The 24,473-nt window shown below is 71.6% G+C and carries 22 protein-coding genes; 8 read left to right on the top strand and 14 right to left on the bottom strand.

The features are described 5' to 3' along the window. Positions 1-13: 13 nt before the first annotated feature. Complete coding sequence (locus AV521_RS37345; RefSeq protein ID WP_076095074.1) at positions 14-664, bottom strand: response regulator transcription factor; 651 nt, start codon at positions 662-664, stop codon at positions 14-16. After that, positions 661-1,833, bottom strand: coding sequence for a sensor histidine kinase (locus tag AV521_RS37340; RefSeq protein WP_076095072.1), 1,173 nt, complete (start codon positions 1,831-1,833; stop codon positions 661-663). Before AV521_RS37340 ends, AV521_RS37345 begins: the two co-directional genes overlap by 4 nt. 151 nt (positions 1,834-1,984) lie before the next feature. On the opposite strand from AV521_RS37340, the gene AV521_RS37335 reads away from it, so the two are divergent. Beyond that, positions 1,985-2,518: a hypothetical protein gene (locus AV521_RS37335; RefSeq protein WP_076095070.1), complete on the top strand. Its 534-nt coding sequence runs from the start codon at positions 1,985-1,987 to the stop codon at positions 2,516-2,518. A 111-nt stretch (positions 2,519-2,629) separates the two neighbouring features. Here the strand turns inward: AV521_RS37335 and AV521_RS37330 are convergent, their stop codons facing one another. The 3 genes from AV521_RS37330 to AV521_RS37320 are packed head-to-tail and all read right to left on the bottom strand — an operon-like array spanning position 2,630 to position 4,776. After that, entirely contained in the window at positions 2,630-3,205 is a 576-nt protein-coding gene (locus tag AV521_RS37330; protein WP_076095068.1) for a cob(I)yrinic acid a,c-diamide adenosyltransferase, read from the bottom strand. 13 nt (positions 3,206-3,218) lie between these two features. Next, positions 3,219-3,968 carry an ABC transporter permease gene (locus AV521_RS37325; RefSeq protein ID WP_076095066.1) on the bottom strand — a complete coding sequence of 250 codons (750 nt, stop codon included), beginning with the start codon at positions 3,966-3,968 and terminating at the stop codon, positions 3,219-3,221. A 22-nt stretch (positions 3,969-3,990) separates the two neighbouring features. After that, a complete protein-coding gene (locus tag AV521_RS37320) occupies positions 3,991-4,776 on the bottom strand; it encodes an ABC transporter ATP-binding protein (protein WP_076095064.1) in 786 nt (261 codons plus the stop codon). 97 nt (positions 4,777-4,873) lie between these two features. Between AV521_RS37320 and AV521_RS37315 the strand changes: the two genes are divergently transcribed. The 4 genes from AV521_RS37315 to AV521_RS37300 all read left to right on the top strand — a co-directional run bounded on the left by AV521_RS37315 (position 4,874) and on the right by AV521_RS37300 (position 9,971). After that, positions 4,874-5,515, top strand: a complete 642-nt coding sequence (locus AV521_RS37315) for a TetR/AcrR family transcriptional regulator (protein WP_076095062.1) — start codon at positions 4,874-4,876, stop codon at positions 5,513-5,515. 334 nt (positions 5,516-5,849) lie between these two features. Next, positions 5,850-6,698 (top strand): 3-hydroxyacyl-CoA dehydrogenase family protein, encoded by an 849-nt coding sequence (locus tag AV521_RS37310; protein WP_076095060.1) that lies wholly within the window; start codon positions 5,850-5,852, stop codon positions 6,696-6,698. A 224-nt stretch (positions 6,699-6,922) separates the two neighbouring features. Continuing rightward, entirely contained in the window at positions 6,923-7,246 is a 324-nt protein-coding gene (locus tag AV521_RS37305) for an STAS domain-containing protein (RefSeq protein WP_031224821.1), read from the top strand. A gap of 292 nt (positions 7,247-7,538) precedes the next feature. Next, positions 7,539-9,971: an ATP-binding protein gene (locus tag AV521_RS37300; RefSeq protein WP_256725841.1), complete on the top strand. Its 2,433-nt coding sequence runs from the start codon at positions 7,539-7,541 to the stop codon at positions 9,969-9,971. Between the two features lie 70 nt (positions 9,972-10,041). Here the strand turns inward: AV521_RS37300 and nucS are convergent, their stop codons facing one another. Further along, entirely contained in the window at positions 10,042-10,713 is a 672-nt protein-coding gene (nucS, locus tag AV521_RS37295; RefSeq protein ID WP_076095058.1) for an endonuclease NucS, read from the bottom strand. A gap of 276 nt (positions 10,714-10,989) precedes the next feature. On the opposite strand from nucS, the gene AV521_RS37290 reads away from it, so the two are divergent. After that, positions 10,990-11,382, top strand: coding sequence for an SCO5389 family protein (locus tag AV521_RS37290; RefSeq protein ID WP_076095056.1), 393 nt, complete (start codon positions 10,990-10,992; stop codon positions 11,380-11,382). 123 nt (positions 11,383-11,505) lie between these two features. Here AV521_RS37290 and AV521_RS37285 read toward each other — a convergent pair whose 3' ends face one another. Next, entirely contained in the window at positions 11,506-12,534 is a 1,029-nt protein-coding gene (locus tag AV521_RS37285) for an LLM class flavin-dependent oxidoreductase (RefSeq protein WP_076095054.1), read from the bottom strand. Positions 12,535-12,758: 224 nt separating this feature from the next. Here AV521_RS37285 and AV521_RS37280 point away from each other — a divergent pair, with 224 nt between their 5' ends. Then, entirely contained in the window at positions 12,759-13,091 is a 333-nt protein-coding gene (locus AV521_RS37280) for an ATP/GTP-binding protein (RefSeq protein WP_076095051.1), read from the top strand. 20 nt (positions 13,092-13,111) lie between these two features. Here AV521_RS37280 and AV521_RS37275 read toward each other — a convergent pair whose 3' ends face one another. The 7 genes from AV521_RS37275 to mce form a co-directional block, all read right to left on the bottom strand. Beyond that, positions 13,112-13,993 (bottom strand): ABC transporter permease subunit, encoded by an 882-nt coding sequence (locus AV521_RS37275; protein ID WP_076095049.1) that lies wholly within the window; start codon positions 13,991-13,993, stop codon positions 13,112-13,114. Next, on the bottom strand, positions 13,990-15,303 hold the full coding sequence (locus tag AV521_RS37270; protein ID WP_076095047.1) for an ABC transporter ATP-binding protein: 1,314 nt from the start codon (positions 15,301-15,303) through the stop codon (positions 13,990-13,992). Before AV521_RS37270 ends, AV521_RS37275 begins: the two co-directional genes overlap by 4 nt. Positions 15,304-15,434: 131 nt before the next feature. Next, entirely contained in the window at positions 15,435-16,205 is a 771-nt protein-coding gene (locus AV521_RS37265) for an ABC transporter permease (protein WP_076095045.1), read from the bottom strand. Next, the gene (locus tag AV521_RS37260) at positions 16,202-17,161 is read right to left on the bottom strand and encodes an ATP-binding cassette domain-containing protein (RefSeq protein ID WP_076095042.1); all 960 of its coding nucleotides are present in this window, start codon (positions 17,159-17,161) and stop codon (positions 16,202-16,204) included. Before AV521_RS37260 ends, AV521_RS37265 begins: the two co-directional genes overlap by 4 nt. A gap of 243 nt (positions 17,162-17,404) precedes the next feature. Beyond that, a complete protein-coding gene (locus AV521_RS37255) occupies positions 17,405-18,340 on the bottom strand; it encodes a cellulose-binding protein (protein ID WP_076095040.1) in 936 nt (311 codons plus the stop codon). 183 nt (positions 18,341-18,523) lie between these two features. After that, positions 18,524-22,471, bottom strand: a complete 3,948-nt coding sequence (gene scy / locus AV521_RS37250; RefSeq protein ID WP_076095038.1) for a polarized growth protein Scy — start codon at positions 22,469-22,471, stop codon at positions 18,524-18,526. 207 nt (positions 22,472-22,678) lie between these two features. Then, the gene (gene mce, locus AV521_RS37245; RefSeq protein ID WP_076095036.1) at positions 22,679-23,119 is read right to left on the bottom strand and encodes a methylmalonyl-CoA epimerase; all 441 of its coding nucleotides are present in this window, start codon (positions 23,117-23,119) and stop codon (positions 22,679-22,681) included. A 148-nt stretch (positions 23,120-23,267) separates the two neighbouring features. On the opposite strand from mce, the gene AV521_RS37240 reads away from it, so the two are divergent. Then, positions 23,268-24,467 carry an acetyl-CoA C-acetyltransferase gene (locus AV521_RS37240; RefSeq protein ID WP_076095034.1) on the top strand — a complete coding sequence of 400 codons (1,200 nt, stop codon included), beginning with the start codon at positions 23,268-23,270 and terminating at the stop codon, positions 24,465-24,467. Positions 24,468-24,473: the final 6 nt, after the last annotated feature.

Below are 24,473 nucleotides of genomic sequence, written 5' to 3'. Positions count from 1 at the left end.
GCCTCGTGCCCGACTAGACCCCCAACTCCTGGGCCAGTACGGCCGCTTGGACCCGGCTGCGCAGCTCCAGCTTGGCCAGCAGCCGGCTCACGTGCGTCTTCACCGTGCCCTCCGCCATCTGCAGCCGCGCGGCGATCTCGGCGTTCGACATCCCCTGGCCGACACAGGACAGCACCTCCCGCTCGCGCCGGGTCAGCCCCTCAAGGACGGCCGGATCGGCCTTCGGCTCCCGCACCGGACCGGCCGCGAACTCGGCGATCAGCCGTCGGGTCACGGCCGGCGCGACGGTCCCCTCCCCACGCGCCACCGTCCGCACCGCCTCCAGCAGATCCCGCGCCTCGGTGTTCTTCAGCAGAAACCCGGCCGCCCCCGCCCGCAGTGCCCCGAACACATACTCGTCCAGATCGAAGGTGGTCAGCACGAGCACATCCGCGAGCCGCTCCGCCACGATCTGCCGGGTCGCCGACACCCCGTCGAGACGCGGCATCTGTATGTCCATCAGCACGAGATCCGGCCGCAGTTCCCGGGCCAGCTCCACCGCCCGCTCGCCGTCCGCCGCCTCGCCGGCCACCTCGATGTCGGGGGCGCTGCGCAGGATCAGGACGAGTCCGGCGCGCACGGCGGACTGGTCCTCGGCGACGAGAACCCGGATGGGCCGGTTCATGCGGAGGCTCCTTCGACGAGTGGAAGACTGGCGCGTACGGCCCACAGGCCGGCCTCGGGTCCGGCAGTGAAGCCGCCGCCGAGCAGCGTCGCCCGCTCCCGCATCCCGGTCAGCCCCGAGCCCGAGCCGGGGGCGCGCGGGGTGTCGCCGGGCCGGTAGGGGCTGGTGACCTCGACGCGCAGGGCGCCGTCGGTCTGCCGCAGGGTGACCCGGACGGGTCCCGGCGCCGCGTGCTTGAGCGCGTTGGTCAGCGACTCCTGCACGATCCGGTACGCGGCCAGCTCCACCGGCGCAGGCACCTGGCCGTGCCCGGCGTCGAGCCGGACGTCCAGGCCGTTGGCGCCGGCGCCCTTGACCAGGGTGGCGAGGCCGTCGAGCGTCGGTGTCGCGGCCGGTTCCAGATCGCCGCTGCTGTCCCGCAGGATGCCGATCAGCCGCCGCATCTCGGCGAGCCCCTCCACGCTGTTCTCCCGGATCACGCTCAGCGCGTCCCGGGAGGTCCGCGGATCGTCGAGGGACAGCGCGGCCGTGGAGTGGATCGCGATCGCGGACAGATGGTTGGCGACCATGTCGTGCAACTCCCGTGCCATCCGGGCCCGTTCGGCAGTCACCGCCTGTGTGCGGTCCATCTCGGCGAGCAGCGCCGTCTGTTCGGCACGCAGCCGGGCCGCCTCGGCCGCGTCACGGTGGTTGCGCACCACCCAGCCGGTCGCGGCGGGAGCGAACGCGACCACGCCGATGCCCACGCCGATCAGCAGACCCTGGGGATCACGCCAGAGCGCGGCGGGCACGACCCCGCCGACCACCGTCATCATCCCGGTGGTCCAGGGGATACGACGGGCCGAGGCGGGGCTGCCGTACAGGACGGCCGCGTACATCAGGTCGGTGAACATGACGATGGTGACGACGTTGCCCAGCGTCACGGTGTCCAGGGTCAGCGCGAGCGTGCCGACCAGCAGACCGATGCGGGGCCGGATGCGGCGCAGCGGCTCGCACGCGGCGGTCGCCAGCAGCGGCAGCAGCGGGGCCCAGGGCGCGTGCCACAGCACCAGCGGGTCCGAGGGCACGCGCGGATGGATCCCGAGCAGCCACAGCAGTGCCCCGCCGAGCAGCCCGCCCGCGGCGATCCGCATGTCGTCACGGTGGGGGCGGGGGAGTGCGAGGGCCATGCGTCCATCCAACACGGCCCGCGCCCGGCCCGCGTGCTCCCCGGGCAGGGTCCTGGACTGCAACTTTCGCTTACGCCGAGTTCGCCCGCACCGACGACGAACCGCGTCCTCGCCGCCGGGACCCTGGAGGGGTGAACGAGGGGAGAGAACCATGATCGTCGGGTTGGTCATCGCCTGTGAGGTGGGGTTCTGGGTGCTGCTGGCGGCCGGACTGACGTTCCGGTACGGGCTGCGGATGCCCCGGACCGGACTGGCGCTGCTGCTGTGCGAGCCGCTGCTGGAGGTCGTGCTCTTCGTCGTCACCGCGATCGACCTGAGGAACGGTGCCCACCCGGACTGGCGGCACGGCCTGGCCGCCGTCTACATCGGCTTCACGGTCGGGCTCGGCCACTCGACGATCAAGTGGGCCGACGCCAGGGTCGCGCACCGCTTCGCCGGCGGCCCGACCCCGGTGAAGCCGCCGCGCTACGGCAGGGCCCGCGCCGTCCACGAGTGGAAGGTCGCGGCCCGCTGGATCCTGGCCTCCCTGGTCGCCCTCGCCCTGCTCCAGTCCGCCGTCTGGTACGTCGGCTCCGCCGGCGACACCGGTTCACTGCGCCAGTGGCAGGTGCGGATGCTGTGGCTGATGGGCATCAACGTGATCATCGCCGGCAGCTACACCCTCTTTCCGAAGCGCGAGCGCTAACGCTCCCCGCCGGGTACCCAGAGGACATCGCCCACTTCCTTGTTGGCGGTGCGGGCCAGGATGCTGCATTTTCCGGGGGACAACCCCTGGACCCCCGGCCGGGAGGCGTTTTCATCCACGTTCCCCGCCGGGTACCCAGAGGACATCGCCCACCTCCTTGTTGGCCGTGCGGGCCAGGATGAAGAGGAGGTCGGAGAGACGGTTGAGATAGGTGGCCGTCAGGTGGTTCATCGTGTCGCCGTGGACCTCCAGGGCCGCCCAGGTGGAGCGTTCGGCGCGGCGTACGACCGTGCAGGCCTGATGGAGGAGGGCCGCGCCGGGGGTGCCGCCGGGCAGGATGAAGGAGCGGAGCTTCTCCAGCCGCTCGTTGAAGCGGTCGCAGTCCGCCTCCAGCCTGTCGATGTAGAACTGCTCCACCCTCAGCGGCGGGAACTCGGGGTTCTCCGCCACCGGCGTCGACAGGTCCGCACCCACGTCGAACAGGTCGTTCTGGACGCGCGTGAGGACCTTGACGACCTCCGCGTCCAGCCCGCCCAGCGCGATCGCGGTACCGATCACCGCGTTGGCCTCGTTGGCGTCGGCGTAGGCCGAGATCCGGAGGTCGGTCTTGGCGACTCGGCTCATGTCACCGAGCGCGGTGGTGCCCTTGTCGCCGGTCCTGGTGTAGATGCGCGTCAGATTGACCATGAAGCCAGCCTAGTTACGCCCCGGCCGTCCGGAACACTCGTGTGCCCACCGTCACCGCCAGCGCCGCGAAGCCGACGGCGACGAGAGAGCCGTAGAGCATGTGGGCGGTGGCGTAGTGGCCGACGTAGGCGTCGCGCACCGCGTCCACCAGATAGCGGAACGGCACGAAGTGCGAGAGGACGTTCAGCCAGGTGGGCGCGAGGGTCATCGGGAGCATCAGACCGGACAGCAGCATCGACGGCATCGACACCATGTTGATCAGCGGGCCGAACTCCTGCGGGGTGCGGACCTTCATGCCGAGCGCGTACGACAGCGAGGCCAGCGAGAGCGTGAGCAGGGCGACGAACGCGAAGCCGATCAGGATGCCCGCGAGCGGCGCGCGCAGGCCCATCACCAGCGCGGCCAGCACCAGCAGCACCGCCTGGAAGACGAAGACCGTGGCGTCGCGCAGTACCCGGCCGAGGAGGAGGGCGAGCCTGCTGACCGGGGTCACGCGCATCCGTTCCACCACCCCCTGCCCCTTCTCGACGATCACCATGAACCCGGCGAACAAGGCGCCGAACAGGCCGAGTTGGAGCAGCAGGCCGGGCACGAGCATCTGCCAGGAACTGCCCGTGCCGCCGAGCGGCAGACGGGTGAGCAGCGGGCCGAAGAAGAGGAGATAGAGGAGCGGGGTGAGCACGCCGAAGAGCAGCGCGAAGCGGGAGCGCAGGGACTGGCGCAGATAGCGGCCGTAGACGAGGGCCGTGTCGTGAAGAAGCATCTGTCTCTTTGTCCTGTACGGCCTATACGGCGACGGGGGTGGTGTCGGCCGGGGCGGGCCCGCGGCCGGTGATGGCGAGGAAGGTGTCCTGGAGGGTGGCGTCGAGCGAGCCGCCGTGCTTCAGCTTGAGCGCGCTCGGTGTGCCCTCGGCGGCGACCGAGCCCCGGTCGACGATCACCAGACGGTCGGCGAGGGCGTCGGCCTCGTCCAGGTAGTGGGTGGTCAGGAAGACGGTCGTACCGCGCTCGTCGCGCAGCCGGCGGACCAGGTCCCACAGGTCGGCACGGCTGCCCGGGTCGAGTCCGGTCGTCGGCTCGTCCAGGAACAGCACCTTCGGCCGGTGGGTGAGGGCCATCGCGATGTCCAGCCGGCGCCGCTGCCCGCCGGAGAGGGCGCCGGCCTTGCGGTCGAGGAAGTCGGTGAGATCCAGCTCCCGTGCCAGCTCCTTTGCTCGCGCCACCGCGTCGGTCTTCGGCAGGCGGTACAGCCGGCCCTGGGTGACCAGCTCCTCCCGCACGGTGATCTGCGGATCGACGCCGCCGGACTGGGCGACGTATCCGCTCGCCGCGCGCACCCCGGCCGGATCCGTCGCCAGATCGTGCCCGGCGACGGTGGCGGCGCCGCCGGTCGGCTTCAGCAAGGTGGTGAGCATCCGCAGGGTGGTCGTCTTGCCGGCGCCGTTGGGTCCGAGGAAGCCGAGGATCTCGCCCTCCCGGACGGCGAGGTCGATGCCGCGCACGGCCGCCACGGGCCCGGCCTTGGTCTGGAAGGTGCGGGCGAGTCCCGCCGCGCTGATGACTGCTGCCATGCCCCACAGAAAAACAGAGTCCCTGAAATTTTGCAATGCCACCAAGTTTCTTCCAGCTCCAAGTTTCCAGTGGACCCAGCGAAGTTAGGATGCGGACATGGCAGAGGGGCTCAGGGAGCGGAAGAAGCGGCAGACCAGGCAGTACATCTCGGATGTCGCCACGGGGCTGTTCGTCGGGCGCGGCTTCGACGCGGTGACGGTCGCGGAGATCGCCGAGGCGGCGAACGTCTCCGTCAACACTGTCTACAACTACTTCCCGGCCAAGGAGGACCTCTTCTTCGACCGCTCCGCCGGTATGATCGACCGCCTCGCCCGCTGGGTCCGGGGCCGGCCCGAGGGTGAGTCGGCCGCCGTCGCCGTCCTGCGCGAGCTGCGTGAGGAGGTCGAGGCGGTCTCCCCCCGGGTCGGCCTGCTGTCCGGCTACGCGGCCTTCATGAAGGTCATCGAGGAGGCCCCCGCCCTGCGCTCCCGCCTCTGGGCCATCGCCCAGGAGGTCCAGGCCAACCTGGAACAGGCCCTGCGCGAGGAGACCGGCGCAGCCGACGGCGACGAACTACCCCATCTGATGGCCGGTCAGATCAGCTGGATCCACAGCACGGTCTCCGCGGTCATCGGGCGCGAGATGGTCAAGGGCCGCGAACCGCGCGAAGTGTCCCGAGAGGTACTAGCCCTCCTCGACGACATCGAGGACCTGTTGAGCGAGCGGGTCCTGAACTACGCCGTCAGAGGGGAGGCCTGAGCGTGCTGCTGGCGGATGCCTCACGGCGACACCGTCGGAGCGAAGAACGCGCTGACCCGAGGGCACGCGGGTCACGGGGCGTGGAGACCTCGGCGCCGGCCGGTCTGTGAAGCGCCAACCAGCGTGGACCCGCGAGGTATTGGCGCTCCGGCCATCGCGGCCGGAATCCCGCCGGATCGGCCGGTGGGAGGATCGCCAAGTCCGGCAATTGAGACGTGACCGGTGTCTCACCCCCTGAGACCGTGACACGCGTTACTAACCGCTCACACACCGGCTCCGGAGCGCTATGGTCCGCCGGAGAAGCAGACTTGGAGCGCGTTCGAGGGAGTCGTCAGTGGCACGGAAGCTTGCCGTCATCGGGGCCGGTCTCATGGGGTCCGGGATCGCTCAGGTCGCCGCGCAGGCGGGCTGGGACGTCGTTCTGCGCGACGTCACCGACGAGGCACTGAAGCGTGGCACCGACGGTATCAGGGCCTCATACGACAAGTTCGTGAGCAAGGGGAAGATGGAGGCGCACGACGCCGACACCGCCCTGGCCCGTATCACCGCGACCACCGACCTGGACGCCGCCGCCGACGCCGACATCGTCGTGGAGGCCGTCTTCGAGAAGCTGGAAGTGAAACACGAGATCTTCCGCGCCCTCGACAAGATCGTGCGCCCGGACACCGTGCTCGCCTCCAACACCTCCGCCATCCCGATCACCAAGATCGCGGCCGCCACCGAGCACCCCGAGCGGGTCGTCGGCGTCCACTTCTTCTCGCCGGTGCCGATGATGCAGCTCGTCGAGCTGGTCCGCGGCTACAAGACCAGCGACGAAGCCCTCGCCACCGCACGGGAGTTCGCCGAGTCCGTCGGCAAGACCTGCATCGTCGTCAACCGGGACGTGGCCGGGTTCGTGACCACCCGGCTGATCTCCGCCCTCGTGGTGGAGGCGACCAAGCTCTACGAGTCCGGTGTCGCCACCGCCGAGGACATCGACCTCGCCTGCAAGCTGGGCTTCGGCCACGCCATGGGCCCGCTCGCCACCGCCGACCTCACCGGCGTCGACATCCTGCTGCACGCCACCAGCAACATCTACACCGAGTCCCAGGACGAGAAGTTCGCGCCGCCGGAGCTGATGCGCCGGATGGTGGATGCCGGTGACATCGGCCGCAAGAGCGGGCAGGGCTTTTACGCGTACTGAGATTTCGTCAGTACGCCGTACCGAGAACCATCAGCACGCCCCAGCGAGACCCACCCGTACGCGCACACGCCGGACATTCACCCCGGGAACATCACTCCCCGGGGTGAATTCGGTATCGGTTCGCTTACAAGCAGCAACCGCACCACCACTCACGCAGTCAGACGGTGCACAGCATCGTCACCATCGTCACCGAGTACGCCAACCGCACTCAACGGGGAGCGCATATGCACATCAGGGGCGACCATGCCGAGCTGGTCGTCGGGGGCCGCCTCGACGTCCGCAGCGCGGCGGACGCCCGTACGGCCCTGCACTCGGCCGTCGACACCGGAGTCGGCGACCTGGTGCTCGACCTGTCCGAACTGGACTCCTGGGACGCCACCGGACTCGGGGTGATCATGGGTGCCCATCGGCGGGCCGGCCGCTGCGGTCGCCGTCTGGTGCTGCGCGGTGTCCCGCCGCAGATGCAGCGCCTGCTGGTGGCCACCCGGCTGCACCGCATCCTCGCCATCGAGGGCGGCATCGGGGTCGAACCGCTGCCCCGGGCCTGACCCGGCGAGCGGCCGGTGCGCGGGCGGTGGCCCGGGGGACACGCGCGACGGGGGAGAACCGGACGCAGCCGCCGAAGCGCACGTCGGGGGCAATCCTCACCGGACTGTGACGTCTCGGACCGCGCGGCACCCCGCCCTGTCGGAGATACTGAGCGAAGGTTTAGGGTTCGGTCGCCCGCCGCCTCGCAACCCTCGACCGAGCGGGCCCGGACCAGAAGCGACAGCGCGGTGTGCGACAAGGCCGGGAGGGGCCGGAATCACGGGCACACAACGCTTTTGGGGGGCTGAACCCATGGAACGCATGGAACCCTTGGACCCGATCAACCCGGGACCCGAGGAGCACGGCCAGGCGCACAGCCGCCGCCCGCCCCGGGAATCCCTCACCTCCGACTTCGGTCAGAGCACGCCCGCGCTCGCCCGTACGGCGCAACTCGTCACCGGCGACCTGCTGCTGACCGTCAACCCCGTCGACGGCAGCGAGATAGAGCTCTGCCCGCCGGCCCAGCGGCCGGAAGGGCCCCGCAAACGAAGCGCCGCCGAGCGTGCCGAGACCGAGCGTGCCGCCCGGCCGCCCGTGCCGCCCGGCCCCGCCCAGCCGGCGCCCTCCCTGCTGGAACGGCAGGACGAACGCGAGCGTCTGGTCCGGCTGCTGGCCCGCGGCCGCACCGTCCGGCTCACCGGCCCCGGCGGCTCCGGCCGCACCGCCCTGCTGGACCTCGTCGCCGAGGACTGCCAGGACCTCGCCCCCGACGGCGTGGTCCGGCTCACCGGCTTCCACCGCACCACCGCCGACCTCCTGGACGACCTCTTCCACGCCGTCTACGACGCCCCGCGCCACCACCCCGAACCGGACGAGCTGCTTGCCCTCGTCCGCGAGATCGGCGCGGTCGTCGTCCTGGACGACATCGAGTTCGGCGGCTCCGCCCTCGACGAACTGCTCGACGCCACCCCCGAGTGCGCGTTCCTGATCGGCGCCACCCCCGACGTGCCCGCGCCGTCTGCCGAGTCCGCGGTCGAGGAGGTCTTCCTCGGCGGTCTCGACCGCGCCGCCGGTGCGGAGATCCTGGAGCGGACCATCGGCCGTGTCCTCACCGAGGAGGAGGCCAACTGGGCCGGCGATCTGTGGTTCGAGTCCGAGGGGCTGCCGCTGCGCTTCGTCCAGGCCGGCGCGCTGCTCAGGCAGCGGGACGAACTGCGGGCCGGCGCGGGGGCCGTGGACGAGTACGGCGTCTTCGAGGACGTACGCGAACCGGCCGAGCCGGCCCTGGAGCCGGCGGACCAGGCCCCGCTGCCCTCCCTCGGCGAGGCCGCCGCGCCCGCCCCGCTGCTCGCCTCCCGGCTCAGCGCCTCCGCCCGCGCCACCCTGCGCTTCGCCGTCGCCCTCGGCGGCGAGGTGCCGCACCAGGCGCATCTGCCGGCGCTGATCGGCGACACGCACGCCGACGCCGCCCTCGGTGAGCTGGCGGGCTGCGGACTGGTCTCCCCGGTCGGCGCCCGCTATCGCCTCGCCGCCGGTGTGCAGACCCAGCTGGAGGCCGCCGGGTACGCCGCTGACGCAGACGCCCAGGCACTGGCCGCCGCCGACCACTACGCGTGGTGGTCCGGGCATCCCTCGGTCACCCCCGAGCGGGTGTGCGCGGAGGCCGACGCGGTGCTGGCCGCGCTCGCCGCGATCGTCCCGCAGACCGTTCCGTCCGCCGAGGGGGAGACGAGCCACGCGGTACGGCTCGCCCGTACGGCCGCGCCCGCCTTCGCGGCCGGGCTGCACCGGAGCGCCTGGGAACGGGCCCTGCGCTCCGGCGCGGAGGCCTCCCGGCTCTCCGGCGAGGTGCACGAACAGGCCTACTTCCACCATGAGTTGGGCGTGCTCGCGCTGTGCGCGGGACAGCTCGACCGGGCTCGCGCCGAACTGGAGGCGTCCATCGGGCTGCGCGGCGCGCTCGCCGACAAGCGCGGCACCGTCGCCGGGCGCCGTGCCCTCGCGCTGGTCGCCGACCGCTCCGGGGAGGTGCCCGGCATCGCGGCGACGGCGGGGGAGGAGCCGCCGGAGATTCGGTACGAGGAGTCGGCGCCGCCGCCGTACGTGCCCCTCGGCGAGCCCCTGGTCACCCAGCGGCTCCCCGCCGCCACGACGCGCGGCGCGGGCCTGAGGCGGCTGGCCCGCCGCAACCTCGTGGCGGTCGGCTCCGGCGCGCTGCTCGCCGCCGTGCTCGGTACGGTCGTCACGCTCGGCATGACCTCCAACGAGAACGCCGACAAGAACCCGGCCGGCAAGGTCGACGTCAATCCGTCGGCGAGCCAGGGCACGGGCGACGGCAGCCTCGGCGCGGACCCGAAGAAGGACCCGGCGGCGGGCACCGGTTCGGCCCCGGCCCACGGCCGCCCGGCGCATCCGGGCCCCGGCGGTACGTACGGCACGACGGACGCCCCGACGCCGTCGGGCCCGGCCACGACTCCTTCGGCAGACCCGAGCGGCACCCGGAGCACGGGCGGCGGGGGAGACACGTCTCCGACGCCGTCCAAGTCCCATACGACCAAGCCGGGTTCACCGACGCCGACGACCTCGCCGACGCCGACCTCGCCCAGCGGATCGCCCACCACGCCCACCTCGCCGCCCCCTCCGACCAAGACGAGCACGACCCCGACCACGACGAACTCGGCAAGCGGACCGACGACGCCGCAGACGTCGGGGAGCGCGTCGAAGTCTCCGGGCTCGGTGATGTGACTACTTGCGGGGTGACGGTGCTCGGCCCGAGTGCCGTCACCCCGGAAAGCGAGGCAGGACGGGAAACCGCTCAGAACAAGCGGAGCTTGTCGTCCTGGATGCCGCGGAGGGCGTCGTAGTCGAGGATCTGGCAGTTGATGCCGCGGTCGGTGGCGAGGACGCGGGCCTGGGGCTTGATCTCCTGCGCGGCGAAGACGCCACGGACCGGTGCCAGATGCGGGTCGCGGTTCAACAGCTCCAGATAGCGGGTGAGTTGCTCCACACCGTCGATCTCGCCCCGGCGCTTGATCTCGACAGCGACCGTCTGGCCGTCCGCGTCCCGGCACAGGATGTCCACCGGGCCGATGGCCGTCATGTACTCGCGGCGGATGAGCGTGTACCCCTCGCCAAGGGTCTCGATGCGATCGGCGAGCAGCTCCTGCAGGTGCGCTTCCACGCCGTCCTTGATCAGACCCGGGTCCACGCCGAGTTCGTGCGAGGAATCGTGGAGGATCTCCTCCATCGTGATGATCAGTTTCTCGCCCGTCTTGTTGACGACGGTCCAGACACCCTTGTCATCGCCGGTCCCCTCCTTCAGCGTGCAGGGCGGCGACATCCAGTTGAGGGGCTTGTAGGCCCGGTCATCGGCGTGGATGGAGACGCTGCCGTCCGCCTTGACCAGGATCAGGCGGGGCGCCGAGGGCAGGTGGGCGGTGAGCCGGCCGGCGTAGTCGACCGAGCACCGGGCAATGACGAGACGCATGGTCGGCAACGCTACTCGACGCGCGCCGGTGCACGCGATTCGCCCATCGCGCTCCCTGTGTATCGCCCCAATTGTCCCTGGAAACTCTTGTTCATCCCTGGCCGATTGTGCCCGTAACGGGACCGTTCCATATACGCATTCTGCTGGTGTGGTCACCGACGGTTGCCTACCGTAGGGAACGGGAGGTCGCCGCATATGTACTGAGCGTGTTCGATATCGCGAACTCCCTGACCTGTCCGGCAACCCCTGCTCTTCGGGGGTGCGAGAGGAGAACCCATGTCGCTCGACGTCTCACCGGCCCTACTCGAACAGGCCGAGCGAGGCGAGGTCGACGAAGCAGCATTCGTCGACTGCGTCCGGACCTCCCTGCCCTACGCATGGGAGATGATCAGCTCCCTGGTGGCCCAGCTGAAGGTCGACGGCGGAGCGTTCGCCGACAACCAGACGCCCCCGGCGGACGAGCAGGCACGCGGTCAGCTGCTGCGCGCGCTCGCGAGTGACGCCATCCGCGGCGCCCTGCAGCGGCACTTCGGTGTGCGGCTGGCCTTCCAGAACTGCCACCGGGTGGCGGTGTTCCCGCCGGACTCCTCGGCGGACGAGACGCTGGCCCGCTTCACCTCGGTGCGCAGCCAGCTGCTGAACCAGTCGCCGGAGCTTCGGGACTGCTGACGGGCAGAACCGGCACGGCGCAGACAGTGAGCCGCTCGCTTGCCGCTCCACCCGCGGGAGGTGCATTCACCACTGGGGCGGCAAGCACTGGGGCCCTGGGCGGCCCGGGAGTTGAGGGCGCGCTCAGCGCAGCTGGGGCAGCACCTCGGTGCCGAGGCGCCGTAGGTTCTCCTCCGTCGCGGCCAGGTCGCCCGAGCCCTCCACGAGCAGGGCGAAGCGGGAGATACCGGTGCGCTCGGACGTGGCCGCGAGCCGGTCGACGGCGAGTCGTGGGGTGCCGACCGGGTGCAGGCCGCAGAGCAGTTCGGTGTAGGCGTACGGATCGCGCATGGCGCGCGCCCGGCCGTCGACCGTCACATGCGCCTCCAGGCCCTGCTTCAGCCAGCCCGGCATCGCCTTCAGCAGCGTCTCCGCCGCGTCCGTGCGCCGGTCCGCGAGCTGGCACACGCCGGCCGAGACATGCGCGGCGCCCGCGATCTCCTCGGCCGGCCGTCCGGCCGCGCGGGCGCAGTGCCGCCACAGGGCGACCATCTCGGCCTTCTCCTCGTCCCCGACGTGCATGCCGAGCAGCATCGGCAGCCCGCGTTCGGCGGCCAGCCGTACGCTCGACGGGGAGGTGCAGGCGACGACGACCTCGGGTCCCGGGGTCTCGGTCAGCGACTCCGACGGGCGGGGTACGACCGGCACCTCACGGAAGGAGAACCGCTCGCCGTCGGCCGCCACGGACGGCTCGCGCAGCCAGCGCAGCAGCAGATCGAGCGACTCCGGGAACCCCTGTTCGTACGCCGCGAGGCCCGTGCCGAAGACCTCCAGGTCGACCCAGGGGCCGCCGCGGCCCACGCCCAGCGTGAACCGTCCGCCGCTCGTCAGGTGCAGCAGCGCGGCCTGTTCGCCGAGGGCGACCGGGTGGGCGGTGGGCAGTACGCTGACCGCCGTGCCGACGCGGATGCGGCGGGTACGGCCGAGCAGTAACGCGGCCAGGGTGACCGCGGACGGGCATGTGCCGTACGGCACGAAGTGGTGCTCGGCCAGCCATACTGAGTCCAGCCCGGCTTCCTCGGCGACCTCCGCCGAGCGCACCGTCCGGTGCAGGGCCTCCCCGGGGCCCTGGCCCGGGAACTGGGCGCCCAGCACAAAACTTCCTACGTACATCGTGTTTTTCCTGCTTCCTCGGCTCCGACTCGGAGCTCCCCCACCCGGCATAACCGTCTGACACGTGCCCAGGACACGGCCTGGCGGAGAGATTTGCCGATTGTCTGCAGAATGGCTGGTCCCGGAGGGGGACTTGTGTGGGTTGGTTCCGTACGCGTACCCCACTCGGCGGCGCGTAGGCTGGATGCAGCCCCTGCTTCCTGTATAGCCCCGAGAGGTGTCCCGTGTCCCCGCGTCGCAACCGACCGAAGGCAGCCGGATCATCGGGCCGGAGCGCCGAGGACGACCCGGCCGGCCGGTACGGCGGCTGGCAGTCGACCGAGAGCTGGCAGGGCGAGGAGTGGAGCGTGCGCCATGTCGCCGGGGCGAGCGCCGAGGGCAAGACGTACCGCTGCCCGGGCTGCGACCAGCTGATCCCCTCCGGTGTCCCGCACGTGGTGGCCTGGCCGGAGTTCGCGGGCGTGGACGACCGCCGCCACTGGCACAAGTCCTGCTGGAACGCGAAGGACCGCCGCACCACGCGGGTGCAGCGGTCCCGTAACGCGCCGAAGTCCTAGAGCCGGCCGAGGCTGTTGAGCTACACGTCCCGCTTCTGCAGCAGCGCGTAGGCACCGGCGAACGCGGCCGCCGAGAGACCCAGCATGATCCACAGCGGGTCCCAGCCCGTGGGGCCGGAGGTGCTCAGGGAGTTGTCGTAGAAGACGCTCATCTGGCTCGGGATCGAGTACTCCAGCAGCCACTGGCGTACCTTCTCCAGCGACTGCCCGCCCATGAACAGCGCGATCACCAGCGGGGCCAGCACCGCGCCGATCATGATGGTGATGGCGCCCGCCGAGTGCCGGATGATCGAGCCCATGAGCAGTGAGAACAGCCCGAGCAGCGCGATGTAGAGGCTGATCCCGACGGTCGCCTTGAGCCATTCGCTGCCGGAGGGGGTCTTGGCACCGCCGACGCCTTCGAGCATGGACGCCTGCATCATGCCCACGAGGGCCGACGTGACCAGGGCGACGACGAAGGCGACGGCGAAGAACACGATCGCCTTGGCGGCGAGCACCCGGGCCCGGCTCGGGCACGCGGTCATCGTCGTACGGACCATGCCGGTGCCGTACTCCGAGGCCGTGGTCAGCACGCCGAGCGTGATGATGCACATGCTGCCGAGCAGCAGGCCGAAGAAGCCGAGCTGGAGCGGGGTCTGGTTCGACATGCTCTCCGACCCGGAGTGGGCCTTGACCACCGAGGCCGCCATCAGGCCGATGCCGAGGACGAGCACGACGAAGACGCCGAGCGTCCACACCGTCGACCGCACCGACTTGATCTTCGTCCACTCGGAGGCCAGCGCGTGCCCGAGGTGGGTGCGCACGACCGGGATCGGCGAGGTGTAACCGGGGTACGACCCGCCGGGCGCCGCCTGCCAGTCGGGTGCGGGAGCCTGCGGCATCGGGGGCTGGTGGGTGCTCATCGGGCGTCCTCGGGCTTGGTCAGGTCGGCGGGAGCGGGTGCGGCGGCCGGGGCCGGGGGAGCGGCTGCGGGCGCCTGGTGGGGCACGGCCGGAGCCGCCGGATGCCCTTGCGGGGCCTGAGGAGCCTGCTGCTGTGCGTGCGGGGCCTGAGGGGCCTGCTGGGCGTACGGGTTGGGGGCGGCGGCGCCCGGGGAGCCGGGAGCGCCGTAGCCGGGCATCTGGGCGCCGTCGTAGGGCATGGGCGCCGCGGGACCGGTGGCCGGCATCGCGAACGGCTGGCCGCCCTGCTGGGGCGGCGGCGGGGCGTACCAGTCGGGCTGGCCCTGGCCGGGCACCGGCACGGGCGGCTGGGCGCCGGGCGGCAGCGGCTGCTGCAGGCCCGCCTTCTGGTCGACGGTCGAGCGGTAGTCCACCGCGCCCTGCGTCATCCGCATGTACGCCTCCTCCAGCGAGGCCTGGTGCGGGGACAGCTCCCACAGCCGGACGCCCGCCTCGTGCGCGATGTCGGAGATCCGGGGCAGCGGCAGCCCGGTCACCCGCAGCGCGCCGTCCTGCTCGGGCAGGACGTGGCCGCCCGCCTCGGCGAGCGCGCTGCCCAGCTTCTCGCGCAGCTGCGGCTCCGTGTCCGGGGTGCGCACGCGCGCGAAGTCGGCGGAGTTGGCCGATATGAAGTCCTTCACGCTCATGTCGGCGAGCAGCTGGCCGCGCCCGATGACGATGAGGTGGTCGGCGGTCAGTGCCATCTCACTCATCAGGTGCGAGGACACGAAGACCGTACGGCCCTCGGCCGCGAGCGCCTTCATCAGGTTGCGGACCCAGAGGATGCCCTCGGGGTCGAGGCCGTTGACCGGCTCGTCGAACAGCAGCACCTGCGGGTCGCCGAGCAGCGCGGCGGCGATGCCGAGGCGCTGGCCCATGCCGAGCGAGAAGCCCTTGGATCGTTTCTTCGCCACGTCCTGCAGGCCGACCACGCCCAGCACCTCGTCCACGCGCCGGGCCGGGATGCCCGACAGCTGGGCGAGGCTCAGCAGGTGGTTGCGGGCACTGCGGCCGCCGTGCACGGCCTTGGCGTCGAGCAGCGCGCCGACCTGGCGGGGGGCGTTGGGCAGCTTGCGGTAGGGGTAGCCGCCGATCGTCACCGACCCGGACGTCGGGTTGTCCAGCCCGAGGATCATCCGCATCGTCGTCGACTTGCCGGAGCCGTTCGGCCCGAGGAAGCCGGTGACGGCGCCGGGCCGCACCTGGAAGGAAAGGTTGTACACGGCGGTCTTGTCGCCGTAGCGCTTGGTCAGGCCTACAGCCTCGATCATGCTCCGCACCCATCGAAAGGTTCAGGACAGCGGGGCGCACGCCCCCGTAAGGGTTAGGAGGATATCGAGGCGCTGACGGTTCCGCCCAAAAGCAAGTAAAGCAAGGAGACTACGCTGCGTGACGGAGGGCTCTACTGGGCGTCCCTGCGCCGGAGGAGTACGTATCCGCCGGCCAGCGCGGCGATCACCCACAGCACCATGATCCCGAGCCCGCCCCAGGGCCCGTACGGTACGTCGCCGGCCCTCGGCACCACCTGCAGGATCCGACTGCCCGCCTGGTCCGGCAGGAACCGGCCGATCTTCTTCGTGGCATCCACACTGCCGAGGATGTTGGAGATCAGGAAGAAGAACGGCATCAGGACGCCGAGCGACAGCATCGGCGAGCGCAGCATCGCGGCGACGCCCATGGAGAACATCGCGATCAGCGTCATGTACAGCCCGCCGCCGAGCACCGCGCGCAGCACACCGGGGTCGCCGATCCGTGCGTGGTACGGGCCGAGCATCGCCTGCCCGAGGAAGAACGCGGCGAAGCTCGTGCACATGCCGACCACCAGGGCGAGTCCGGTGGCCACCGCGATCTTGCTGAACAGGAAGGTGGCGCGCTGCGGTACGGCGGCCAGCGAGACCCGGATCATGCCGGTGCTGTACTCGTTGGAGACGACCAGCACACCGAACACGATCATGGCGAGCTGACCCAGGCTCATCCCCGCGAAGGACACGTACGTCGGATCGAACGCCAGCCGGTCCCGCACCGGCATCGAGTCGAACTGGCTCCGCGAGAACGCGGAGATGAGCATCCCGAGGGCGATGGTGACGACCACGGCCAGCGACAGCGTCCACACCGTGGAGGCCACGGACCGGATCTTGGTCCACTCGGACCGGATGACCTGGACGGCCGTCATGCCGACGTCCCCTTCCAGCCGGCGCCCCAGCCCTGCGGGGCGGGCCCCGGGCCGGCATGCGCGTGGTACTCCACCGCCTCAGCCGTCAGCTGCATGAACGCCTCCTCCAGCGAGGCCTGCTGCGGGCTCAGCTCGTGCAGCACGATCCCGTGCCGCGCCGCCAGCTCGCCGATCTGCTCGGCCTTGCCGCCCTCCACCTCCAGCACCCCGCCACCCGCCTCCACGACGGTGATCCCGCCCTCGTGCAGCACATCGAGCAGCCGCTCGCGCTGCGGGGAGCGGATCCGCACGTACGACCGCGAGTTCTGCCGGATGAAGTCGGGCATGGAGGTGTCCGCGAGCAGCCGTCCCTGCCCGATGACCACCAGGTGATCGGCGGTCAGCGCCATCTCGCTCATCAGGTGACTGGACACGAACACCGTGCGGCCCTGCGCGGCCAGCGATTTCATCAGGTTCCGGATCCAGTGGATGCCCTCGGGGTCGAGCCCGTTCACCGGCTCGTCGAACATCAGGATCCGCGGATCCCCGAGCAGCGCCGCGGCGATCCCCAGCCGCTGCCCCATGCCCAGCGAGAACCCCTTGGCCTTCTTGCGCGCCACCGCGCTGAGCCCGACGGTGTCCAGGACCTCCGCCACCCGGCGCTTCGGGATCCCGTTGCTCTGCGCGAGACACAGCAGGTGGTTGCTGGCGCTGCGCCCGCCGTGCACGTCCTTGGCGTCCAGCAGCGCGCCGATGTACGTCAGCGGGTCCTTCAGCTGCGCGTAGTGCTTGCCGTCGATACGGACGTCGCCGGCGGTGGGGTGATCGAGCCCCAGGATCATTCGCATGGTCGTGGACTTCCCGGCACCGTTGGGCCCGAGAAACCCGGTCACGATGCCGGGCCGGACCGCGAAGGTGAGACGGTCGACCGCGGCCTTGTCGCCGTACCGCTTGGTCAGCCCCTCCAGCTCGATCATGCGGCCACGCTAAGACCGGCCCTGGGGCGCTGCCACCCGAGCGGCCGGGGCGGGCGGCAGAAGGGCGAGCGAGGCGGCGAGAAGGGGGCGCGACCGTGCAGGTCGGCGCGGTGGTCTTCGCAACGGCGCGAGTGGGGCCGGTCGGGTCCGCTCACCGGCACCCACCCGGCCGCACGACGAGGAAGGCCCGCACCCCCCGAAGGAAGTGCGGGCCTTGTCGACAGTCGCCGTGAGGCAGTGTCCTTACCGGGACTGCTGCGCCGGCACCCCACGGGAGACGGGCTCGTCGTCGCCCGGCGTGCCCGCGGCGGCGACCGCGGCGCCCGTCAGCGTGGCGAGCATCTCGCGGACGTTCGTCAGCTGGGCGTTGATGCTGTCGCGGCGGTTGGTGAGGGCCGCCAGTTCGCGCTCGGATTCCGAACGGATGCGGTCCGCCTTGGCGTTGGCGTCGGCCACGATGTCCTCGGCCTGGCGCTGGGCCGTCTCCACCGTCTGGCGGGCGCGGCGCTCGGCGTCCGTGCGCAGCTTCTCCGCCTCCAGGCGGAGCTGCTCCGCGCGGTGCTCGATCTCCGCGAGCCGCTTCTCGGCCTTCTGCTGACGCGAGGCCAGGTCGCGCTCGGACTGCTCGCGGCGCTTGGCGAGGTTTGTCTCGAAGTCGGCGGCGGCCTGCGCGGCCTTGGCGCGGGTCTCCTCGAAGAGGGCGTCCGCCTCCTCGCGCTTGGACTGCGCGTCCTTCTGCGCCTCGGCACGCAGACCGGAGGCGTCGGCCTTCGCCTTCTCGACGATCCGGACGCCCTCGTCCTCGGCCTTGGCCTTGCGCTCGGCGGCGTAGGCCTCGGCGTCGTTGCGGACCTGCTGAGCCGACGACTCGGCGAGGTCGCGGTGCTGCTCGGCCGCCCGCCGGGCCTCCTCACGCAGCTCCTTGGCCTCTTCCTCGGCCAGGCGCAGGATCTTCTCGACCCGCGCGCCGAGACCCGCGTACGACGGCTCGGCGTCGGCGACCTGGGCCTGGGCGTTCTGCGTTTCGAGGTGGAGCTCCTCGATGCGCTTCTCCAGGGCGGTGATGCGGGCGAGAGCGCTGTCACGGTCGGAGACGAGCTTGGAGATACGTTCGTCCACCTGAGCGCGGTCGTACCCACGCCGCACAAGCTCGAAGCCGTAGGGGGAAGTGTCGCTCATGGGGTTCCTGTCGAATGAGACCGGTGAGGTGATAGGGGAATCCTAGGGGCCGAAGCGGTGTGTCATCGAGCGGATACGTGTTTGATCTGGAGAATGAGACCTCTTTCGGGTGGCGGATGGCCGGGGGGCTTGCCAAAAGAGTCGGGCAAAGCCCCCAGAAGACACCGGAACGTGCCTCCTGCGCTAGCCCTCTGACGACTTGCCACCCGAACGGGGGCCACCCACCGTGGCACCGGCCTTGACTCCGCCGTCCTTGCCGGACGACGGGGCCTCGAAGGACTCCAACGCCTCCAGGACGTCCTGGACACGGGAGATCTCGGCGTTGATGTCCTCGCGCCGGCGCACCAGGATCTCCAGCTCGCGCTTGCCCTCCTCGACCGTGCGCCGGGCCTCGCGGATCGCCTCGGCCTTGAGCTCCTCGGCCTCCTTGACGAGGCTGGCCTTCTTCAGCTCGGCCTCCTTGAGCAGCCCCTCCGCCTTCTTGACGGCGGCGATACGCACCTTGCCCGCCTCGGAGTTGGCCTCCGACACCAGCTCCTTGGCCTTCGCCTCGGCCTTCTCCAGCTGCTCCTCGGCGGCCTTGATGAGCGCGTCACAGCGGTCGCCCGTGGACTTCATCGTCTCGGCGGCCTCACGGCGGGCCCGCTCGTGCAGTTCCTCGATCTCGGCGGTGATGCGGTCGCGCAGCTCCTCCGCGCGCTCCCTTATCGCGGTCGCGTCCCGACGGGCACCCACCAGCAGCTCGTCGGCGTCCGTACGGGCCTTCTCGACCCGCGAGTTGCCCTCGACGGTCGCCTCGGAGACGATCCGGTTGGCCTCGCTGCGGGCCGCGCCGACCATCGTGTCGGCCTGCGACTCGGCGTCCGCGGTGGTCTTCAGCGCCTGCTGCTGCGCCTCGCCGAGCAGCTTGTCCGCCTCGGCCGTGGTCTCGGTGATGAGCGTGTCGACCTGCTCGGCCGCCTCCGAGCGCCGCTTGTTGGCGTCCTTGCGGGCCTCGTCCAGGGTCCGCTCGGACTCCTCGCGAGCGGAGTTGACGAGCCGTTCGGCCTCCGCCTCCGCGTCCGCCTTGAGCCGCTCGACATCCGCCCGCACCCGCTCGGCGTGCTGCTGGGCCGAGCCGACGGTCTCGGCGGCCTCGGCGCGCAGCCGCTCGGCCTCGCCGGTGGCCTCGCCGACGAGCTGCTCGGCGGCCGCCCGGGCCTCCGCGCGCACCCGGTCCGCCTCGGTCAGCGCCTCGGTGCGCACGCGCTCGGCCTCGGCGGCGGTCTCCGTCTGCAGCCGCTCGGCCTCGGTCAGCGCCTCGGTGCGCACCCGGTCGGTCTCGGCGGCCGTCTCGGTCGTGAGCCGCTCGGCCTCGTTACGGGCCTCGGTGATGAGGGTGTCGGCCTGGGTCGCCGCGTCCGAGCGGATGCGGTTGGCGTCCTCGCGGGCGTCCGCCCGGGTACGGGCCGCCGCCTGGTCGGCCTCGGCGAGCGCGTCCGAGGCCTCCGTGCGCACCCGCTGGGCGTACTCGGACGTGTCCGAGCGCAGCCGCTCGGCCTCCGCGATCGCCTCCGCGACCGTACGCTCGGCCAGCGCCTTGGCGGCCTCCGTCTCCTCGTTCGCCTCGCGCCGGATCCGCGAGGCGTCCTCGCTCGCCCGCTCCCGCTCGGCGTAGGCGTCGGCGCGGACCCGGTCCGCCTCCTCCTCGGCCTCCCGCCGCGTACGGTCCGCGACGTGCTCGGCGGCCGAACGCAGCCCGGTGATCTCCTCCTGCGCCTGCTCGTGCAGCCCGGCGACGGAGTCCCGTACCTGCTGGGCGTGCTGCTCGGCGGCGGAGACCATCTCGGTGGCGCGCCGGTCGGCCTCCTCGACCAGCCGGGTCGCCTCGGCCTGTGCGTCCTCGACCCGCTTGCGGGCGGAGGCCAGCAGCTCCTCGCTCTGCTCGCGGGCCCGCAGCCGCTCCTGGTCGGCCTCGGTCCGCGCGGCACCGAGCGTCTCCTCGGCCTCGCGGCGGCGCCGGACGGCCTCCTCCTGGGCGGCGGCAAGCGTCTCGGAGGCCTCCGCGCCGAGCCGCTCGGCGGCGGCCTGCGCCTCCGCGCGCACCCGGTCGGCGGTCTCCTGCGCCTCCGTCTTCAGCCGCTCGGCCTCGGCGGCGGCCTCGGAGCGCAGTCGTACGGCGATGGCCTCGCCCTCGGCGCGGGAGGCGGACGCGTCGGACGCGGCCTCGGTGCGCAGCCGTTCGGCCTCGGCCTCCGCCTGCTCCTGGAGGGTACGGATCCGCTCCGCCGCCTCGGCGCGCAGCCGCTCGCTCTCCTCGCCGGCCTCGCGGCGGATCCGGGAGGCGTCCTCGCGGGCCTCGGTCAGCGCCTCCTCGGCCGACACGAGCCGCTCCTGCGCCTCGGTCTGCAGCCGCGTCAGCTCCTCGGCGGCCTCGGCGCGGCGGGCCTCGACGGCGCGCTCGGTCTCCTCGCGCAGCTCGCGCGCGGCGGTCTCGGCGTCCGTCCGCGCCGTCTCCGCCTGCTCGTCGGCCTCGGCGCGCAGCCGCTCGGCCTCTTTGCGGGCGCGGTCCAGAGTCTCCTCGGCCTGCCGGCGCAAGCTGGTGGCCCGCTCGATGGCCTCGGTGCGGACCTTCTCACTGTCGGTGGTCGCGGTCTGCCGCAGCTCGTCGGCGTCCACCTTGGCCTTGGCCAGCAGCTCCTCGGCGGACCTGGCCGCCTCCTCGATCTGCGCGACCGCCTCCCGGCGGGCCTCCGCGCGGATCGACTCGCCCTCGGCGACCGCGTCGGCGCGCAGCTGCTCGGCCTCGCCGCGCAGCCGGCGGGCCTCCTCCTGCAGCTCGACCGTCTTGGCCCGGTACTCCTTGGTGTCGTCCTTCGCCGCGCCCTTGAGCTGCTCGGCGATGTCGTGCGCCTCGGCGCGCAGCCGGTCCGCCTCGGCCTCGGCCTCGGTGCGGATCCGCTCGGCCTCCTCGGTGGCGGCCTTGGTGGTCTTCTGGGCGTCCTCCGACGCCTTGTTGAGCACGTCCTCGGCGGTCCTGGCCGCCTTGGACAGCTGGCTCGCCGTCTCCTCGGCGGTGAGCGAGCGGGCGTTCTCGCCGGCCTCGGCGACGATCTTCTCGGCCTCGGCACGCGCGTCCGCGACCAGCTGCTCGGCCTCGGACCTGGTGTTCTCGGCCTCCTTGGTGGCCTCCTCGACCAGCCTGGCGACCTGCTCCTTGGCCGTGCGCGTGCGCGCCTCGCCGGCGGCCTCGGCGCTCGACAGCGTCTTGCTGGCGGCCTGCTCGGCCTCGGCGACCAGCTTCTCGGCCTCGGCCTGCGCCTTGCGCAGCGCCTCCTCGGCCGCCGCCATCCGCTCCTCGGCTGCCCTGCTCAGCTCGGCGGACTGCTTGCGGGCCGCGTCCGACTCGCTGGCCGTGGTGGTGCGCAGCTGCTCGGCGTGGTCGGTGGCTTCCTGGGCCTGCGTGGACGCCGCGTTCAGCAGGCGCTCGGCGTCGGTGCGGGCGCGGCGCAGGATCTGCTCGGCCTCCGCGCGGGCCGCCTCGGCGTCGCTCTGCAGCCGCTCGCGGGCCTCCCGGGTGAGCCGCTCGGCCTCCGTACGGGCGGTGGCCATCGCCTGGTCGGCCTCGGTGCGGGACTCGTCCAGCAGCCGGCGGGCCTGCTGTTCGGTCCGGGCGCGCAGTTGCTCCGCCCAGGCCACGTTCTCGTTGACGTGCGACTCGACGGTGGCGCGGCGCTCGGCCAGCTCCTGGTCGAGCTGCTGGCGCCGGGTGACCGCCTCCTGGTGCAGCTCCGCCTGGAGGCGGGCGGCCTGCTCGGCGTGCTCCTGGAGGATCCGCTGGGTCTGCGCGCGGGCCTCCGCGGCCATCCGCTCGGCTTCCTGGCGCAGCTGGTCGGCCTGGATCTGGGCATTACGGAGCAACTGCTCGGCCTGATAGCCGATGTCACCGCCGTCGAAGGCGGGCCGGGTCATGAGCGTGCGGCGCGCCTCGTGCAGCTTGGCGCGCAGCACCTCGACCTGGTAGCCGAGGTCCTCGGCGTGCTGGATCGCCTTCTCCCGCTCGGTCCTCAGCCGCTTCATCTCGGCCTCGAACCGAGAGAGGTGGTCGACGTCAGCCGCCGGCTCTCGCTCCTGGCTCTCGTAGCCCCGCACTGCGCGGTCCCATCCGTCCCCTGGTCAGCTTCTCCAACGAGCTCCGTCCATCCGCCGAACGGGGCCCCCGGGGAATGGTGTCAGATCAACGGCGGAGCACGGGCTGCTGCCCCGACGCTCGTCCCCCGAAACCCGGACCCCGGCATGCGGTCGCCCCCGCGTTCGGAGACGACCGCCCCCAACCCTACCGGCCCTTATGTACGGGGGTCAGTGCTCGGGCGACTCAACCGGGGCCGAAGTGACCAGTTCTGTCAGGACGCCGTGGCAATCCTTCGGGTGCAGGAAGGTGATCCGCGACCCCATGGAACCGCGCCGGGGCTCGTCGTACAGCACGCGTACGCCCTTGCCCCGGATCGCCTCGGAGTCGGTGTCCACATCCGCCGTACCGAAGGCGATGTGGTGGACGCCCTCGCCGTTCTTCGCCAGCCACTTGCCGACCGCGGAGTCCTCGCGGGTCGGCTCCAGCAGCTGCAGGTAGGAGGCGCCGCCGTCCGAGGTCTCGTTGATCTTGAGCATGGCCTCGCGCACGCCCTGCTCCTCGTTGACCTCGGTGTGGAACACCTCGAAGCCGTACGTGGCCCGGTAGAACTCGACGGTCGCGTCGAGGTCGTGGCAGGCGATCCCGATGTGGTCGATTCGCGTCAGCATGGGTTCAGTGGAGCGCGCCGCGCATGGTTACGCAACGTGCGCGCGATCACACCGACGGCCCGATGACGGCACGGAGTGCCATCAGTACATTCGAAGTAAACCCTCGTTCACTCCTCGGCTGTGCAGGCCGGTAAGGGGATCGCAGCTCATGCCTTCTGGAACGACCAGCTCCGTGATCGTCGCGGGCGCGCGCACGCCCATGGGACGACTTCTGGGCTCTCTCAAGTCCTTCTCCGGGGCCGACCTGGGCGGCTTCGCGATCAAGGCCGCCCTCGACCGTGCGGGGATCGGCGGCGACCAGGTGCAGTACGTGATCATGGGTCAGGTGCTGCAAGCCGGCGCCGGCCAGATCCCGGCCCGCCAGGCCGCCGTCAAGGCCGGCATTCCGATGAGCGTCCCGGCGCTCACCGTCAACAAGGTGTGTCTCTCCGGCCTCGACGCCATCGCCCTGGCCGACCAGCTGATCCGCGCCGGCGAGTTCGACATCGTCGTGGCGGGCGGCCAGGAGTCCATGACCAACGCCCCGCACCTGCTGCCGAAGTCCCGCGAGGGCTTCAAGTACGGCGCGGTGGAGATGCTCGACGCGATGGCCTACGACGGCCTGACCGACTCCTTCGAGGGCATCGCCATGGGCGAGTCCACCGAGAAGCACAACACCCGCCTCGGCATCGCCCGCCCCGAGCAGGACGAGATCGCCGCCCTGTCCCACCAGCGGGCCGCCGCCGCGCAGAAGAACGGCCTGTTCGAGGCCGAGATCACCCCGGTGGAGATCCCGCAGCGCAAGGGCGACCCGGTCCTGTTCAGCAAGGACGAGGGCATCCGCGGCGAGACCACCGCGGAGTCCCTGGGCAAGCTGCGCCCGGCCTTCGCCAAGGACGGCACGATCACCGCCGGCACCTCCTCGCAGATCTCCGACGGTGCGGCCGCCGTGGTCGTGATGAGCAAGGCCAAGGCCGAGGAGCTGGGCCTGACCTGGCTCGCCGAGATCGGCGCGCACGGCAATGTGGCGGGCCCGGACAACTCCCTGCAGTCCCAGCCGTCCAACGCCATACTCCACGCCCTGAAGAAGGAGGGCCTGGAGGTCTCCGACCTCGACCTCATCGAGATCAACGAGGCCTTCGCCGCGGTCGCCGTGCAGTCAATGAAGGACCTCGGCGTGTCCACGGAAAGGGTGAACGTCAACGGCGGCGCCATCGCGCTGGGTCACCCGATCGGCATGTCCGGCGCCCGCCTCGTGCTCCACCTGGCGCTCGAACTCAAGCGCCGCGGCGGCGGCGTCGGCGCGGCCGCGCTGTGCGGTGGCGGCGGCCAGGGCGACGCGCTCATCGTGCGGGTGCCCAAGGCCTGAGCCCTC

The sequence above is a fragment of the Streptomyces sp. IMTB 2501 genome, from assembly GCF_001953885.1.
Classification (GTDB): Bacteria; Actinomycetota; Actinomycetes; order Streptomycetales; family Streptomycetaceae; genus Streptomyces.
The sequence above is the reverse complement of the archived record's forward strand: the minus strand, read 5'-3'. Positions and strand labels throughout refer to the sequence as shown.

Coding starts and splice junctions, on each gene's coding strand:
- nucS (WP_076095058.1), bottom strand. CDS start 10,713: ATGCGTCTCGTCATTGCCCGGTGCTCGGTCGACTACGCCGGCCGGCTC.
- AV521_RS37315 (WP_076095062.1), top strand. CDS start 4,874: ATGGCAGAGGGGCTCAGGGAGCGGAAGAAGCGGCAGACCAGGCAGTAC.
- AV521_RS37345 (WP_076095074.1), bottom strand. CDS start 664: ATGAACCGGCCCATCCGGGTTCTCGTCGCCGAGGACCAGTCCGCCGTG.
- AV521_RS37335 (WP_076095070.1), top strand. CDS start 1,985: ATGATCGTCGGGTTGGTCATCGCCTGTGAGGTGGGGTTCTGGGTGCTG.
- AV521_RS37320 (WP_076095064.1), bottom strand. CDS start 4,776: ATGGCAGCAGTCATCAGCGCGGCGGGACTCGCCCGCACCTTCCAGACC.
- AV521_RS37285 (WP_076095054.1), bottom strand. CDS start 12,534: ATGTACGTAGGAAGTTTTGTGCTGGGCGCCCAGTTCCCGGGCCAGGGC.
- mce (WP_076095036.1), bottom strand. CDS start 23,119: ATGCTGACGCGAATCGACCACATCGGGATCGCCTGCCACGACCTCGAC.
- AV521_RS37275 (WP_076095049.1), bottom strand. CDS start 13,993: ATGAGCACCCACCAGCCCCCGATGCCGCAGGCTCCCGCACCCGACTGG.
- AV521_RS37260 (WP_076095042.1), bottom strand. CDS start 17,161: ATGATCGAGCTGGAGGGGCTGACCAAGCGGTACGGCGACAAGGCCGCG.
- AV521_RS37330 (WP_076095068.1), bottom strand. CDS start 3,205: ATGGTCAATCTGACGCGCATCTACACCAGGACCGGCGACAAGGGCACC.
- AV521_RS37300 (WP_256725841.1), top strand. CDS start 7,539: ATGGAACGCATGGAACCCTTGGACCCGATCAACCCGGGACCCGAGGAG.
- AV521_RS37270 (WP_076095047.1), bottom strand. CDS start 15,303: ATGATCGAGGCTGTAGGCCTGACCAAGCGCTACGGCGACAAGACCGCC.
- AV521_RS37325 (WP_076095066.1), bottom strand. CDS start 3,968: ATGCTTCTTCACGACACGGCCCTCGTCTACGGCCGCTATCTGCGCCAG.
- AV521_RS37240 (WP_076095034.1), top strand. CDS start 23,268: ATGCCTTCTGGAACGACCAGCTCCGTGATCGTCGCGGGCGCGCGCACG.
- AV521_RS37290 (WP_076095056.1), top strand. CDS start 10,990: ATGTCGCTCGACGTCTCACCGGCCCTACTCGAACAGGCCGAGCGAGGC.
- AV521_RS37305 (WP_031224821.1), top strand. CDS start 6,923: ATGCACATCAGGGGCGACCATGCCGAGCTGGTCGTCGGGGGCCGCCTC.
- AV521_RS37265 (WP_076095045.1), bottom strand. CDS start 16,205: ATGACGGCCGTCCAGGTCATCCGGTCCGAGTGGACCAAGATCCGGTCC.
- AV521_RS37340 (WP_076095072.1), bottom strand. CDS start 1,833: ATGGCCCTCGCACTCCCCCGCCCCCACCGTGACGACATGCGGATCGCC.
- AV521_RS37255 (WP_076095040.1), bottom strand. CDS start 18,340: ATGAGCGACACTTCCCCCTACGGCTTCGAGCTTGTGCGGCGTGGGTAC.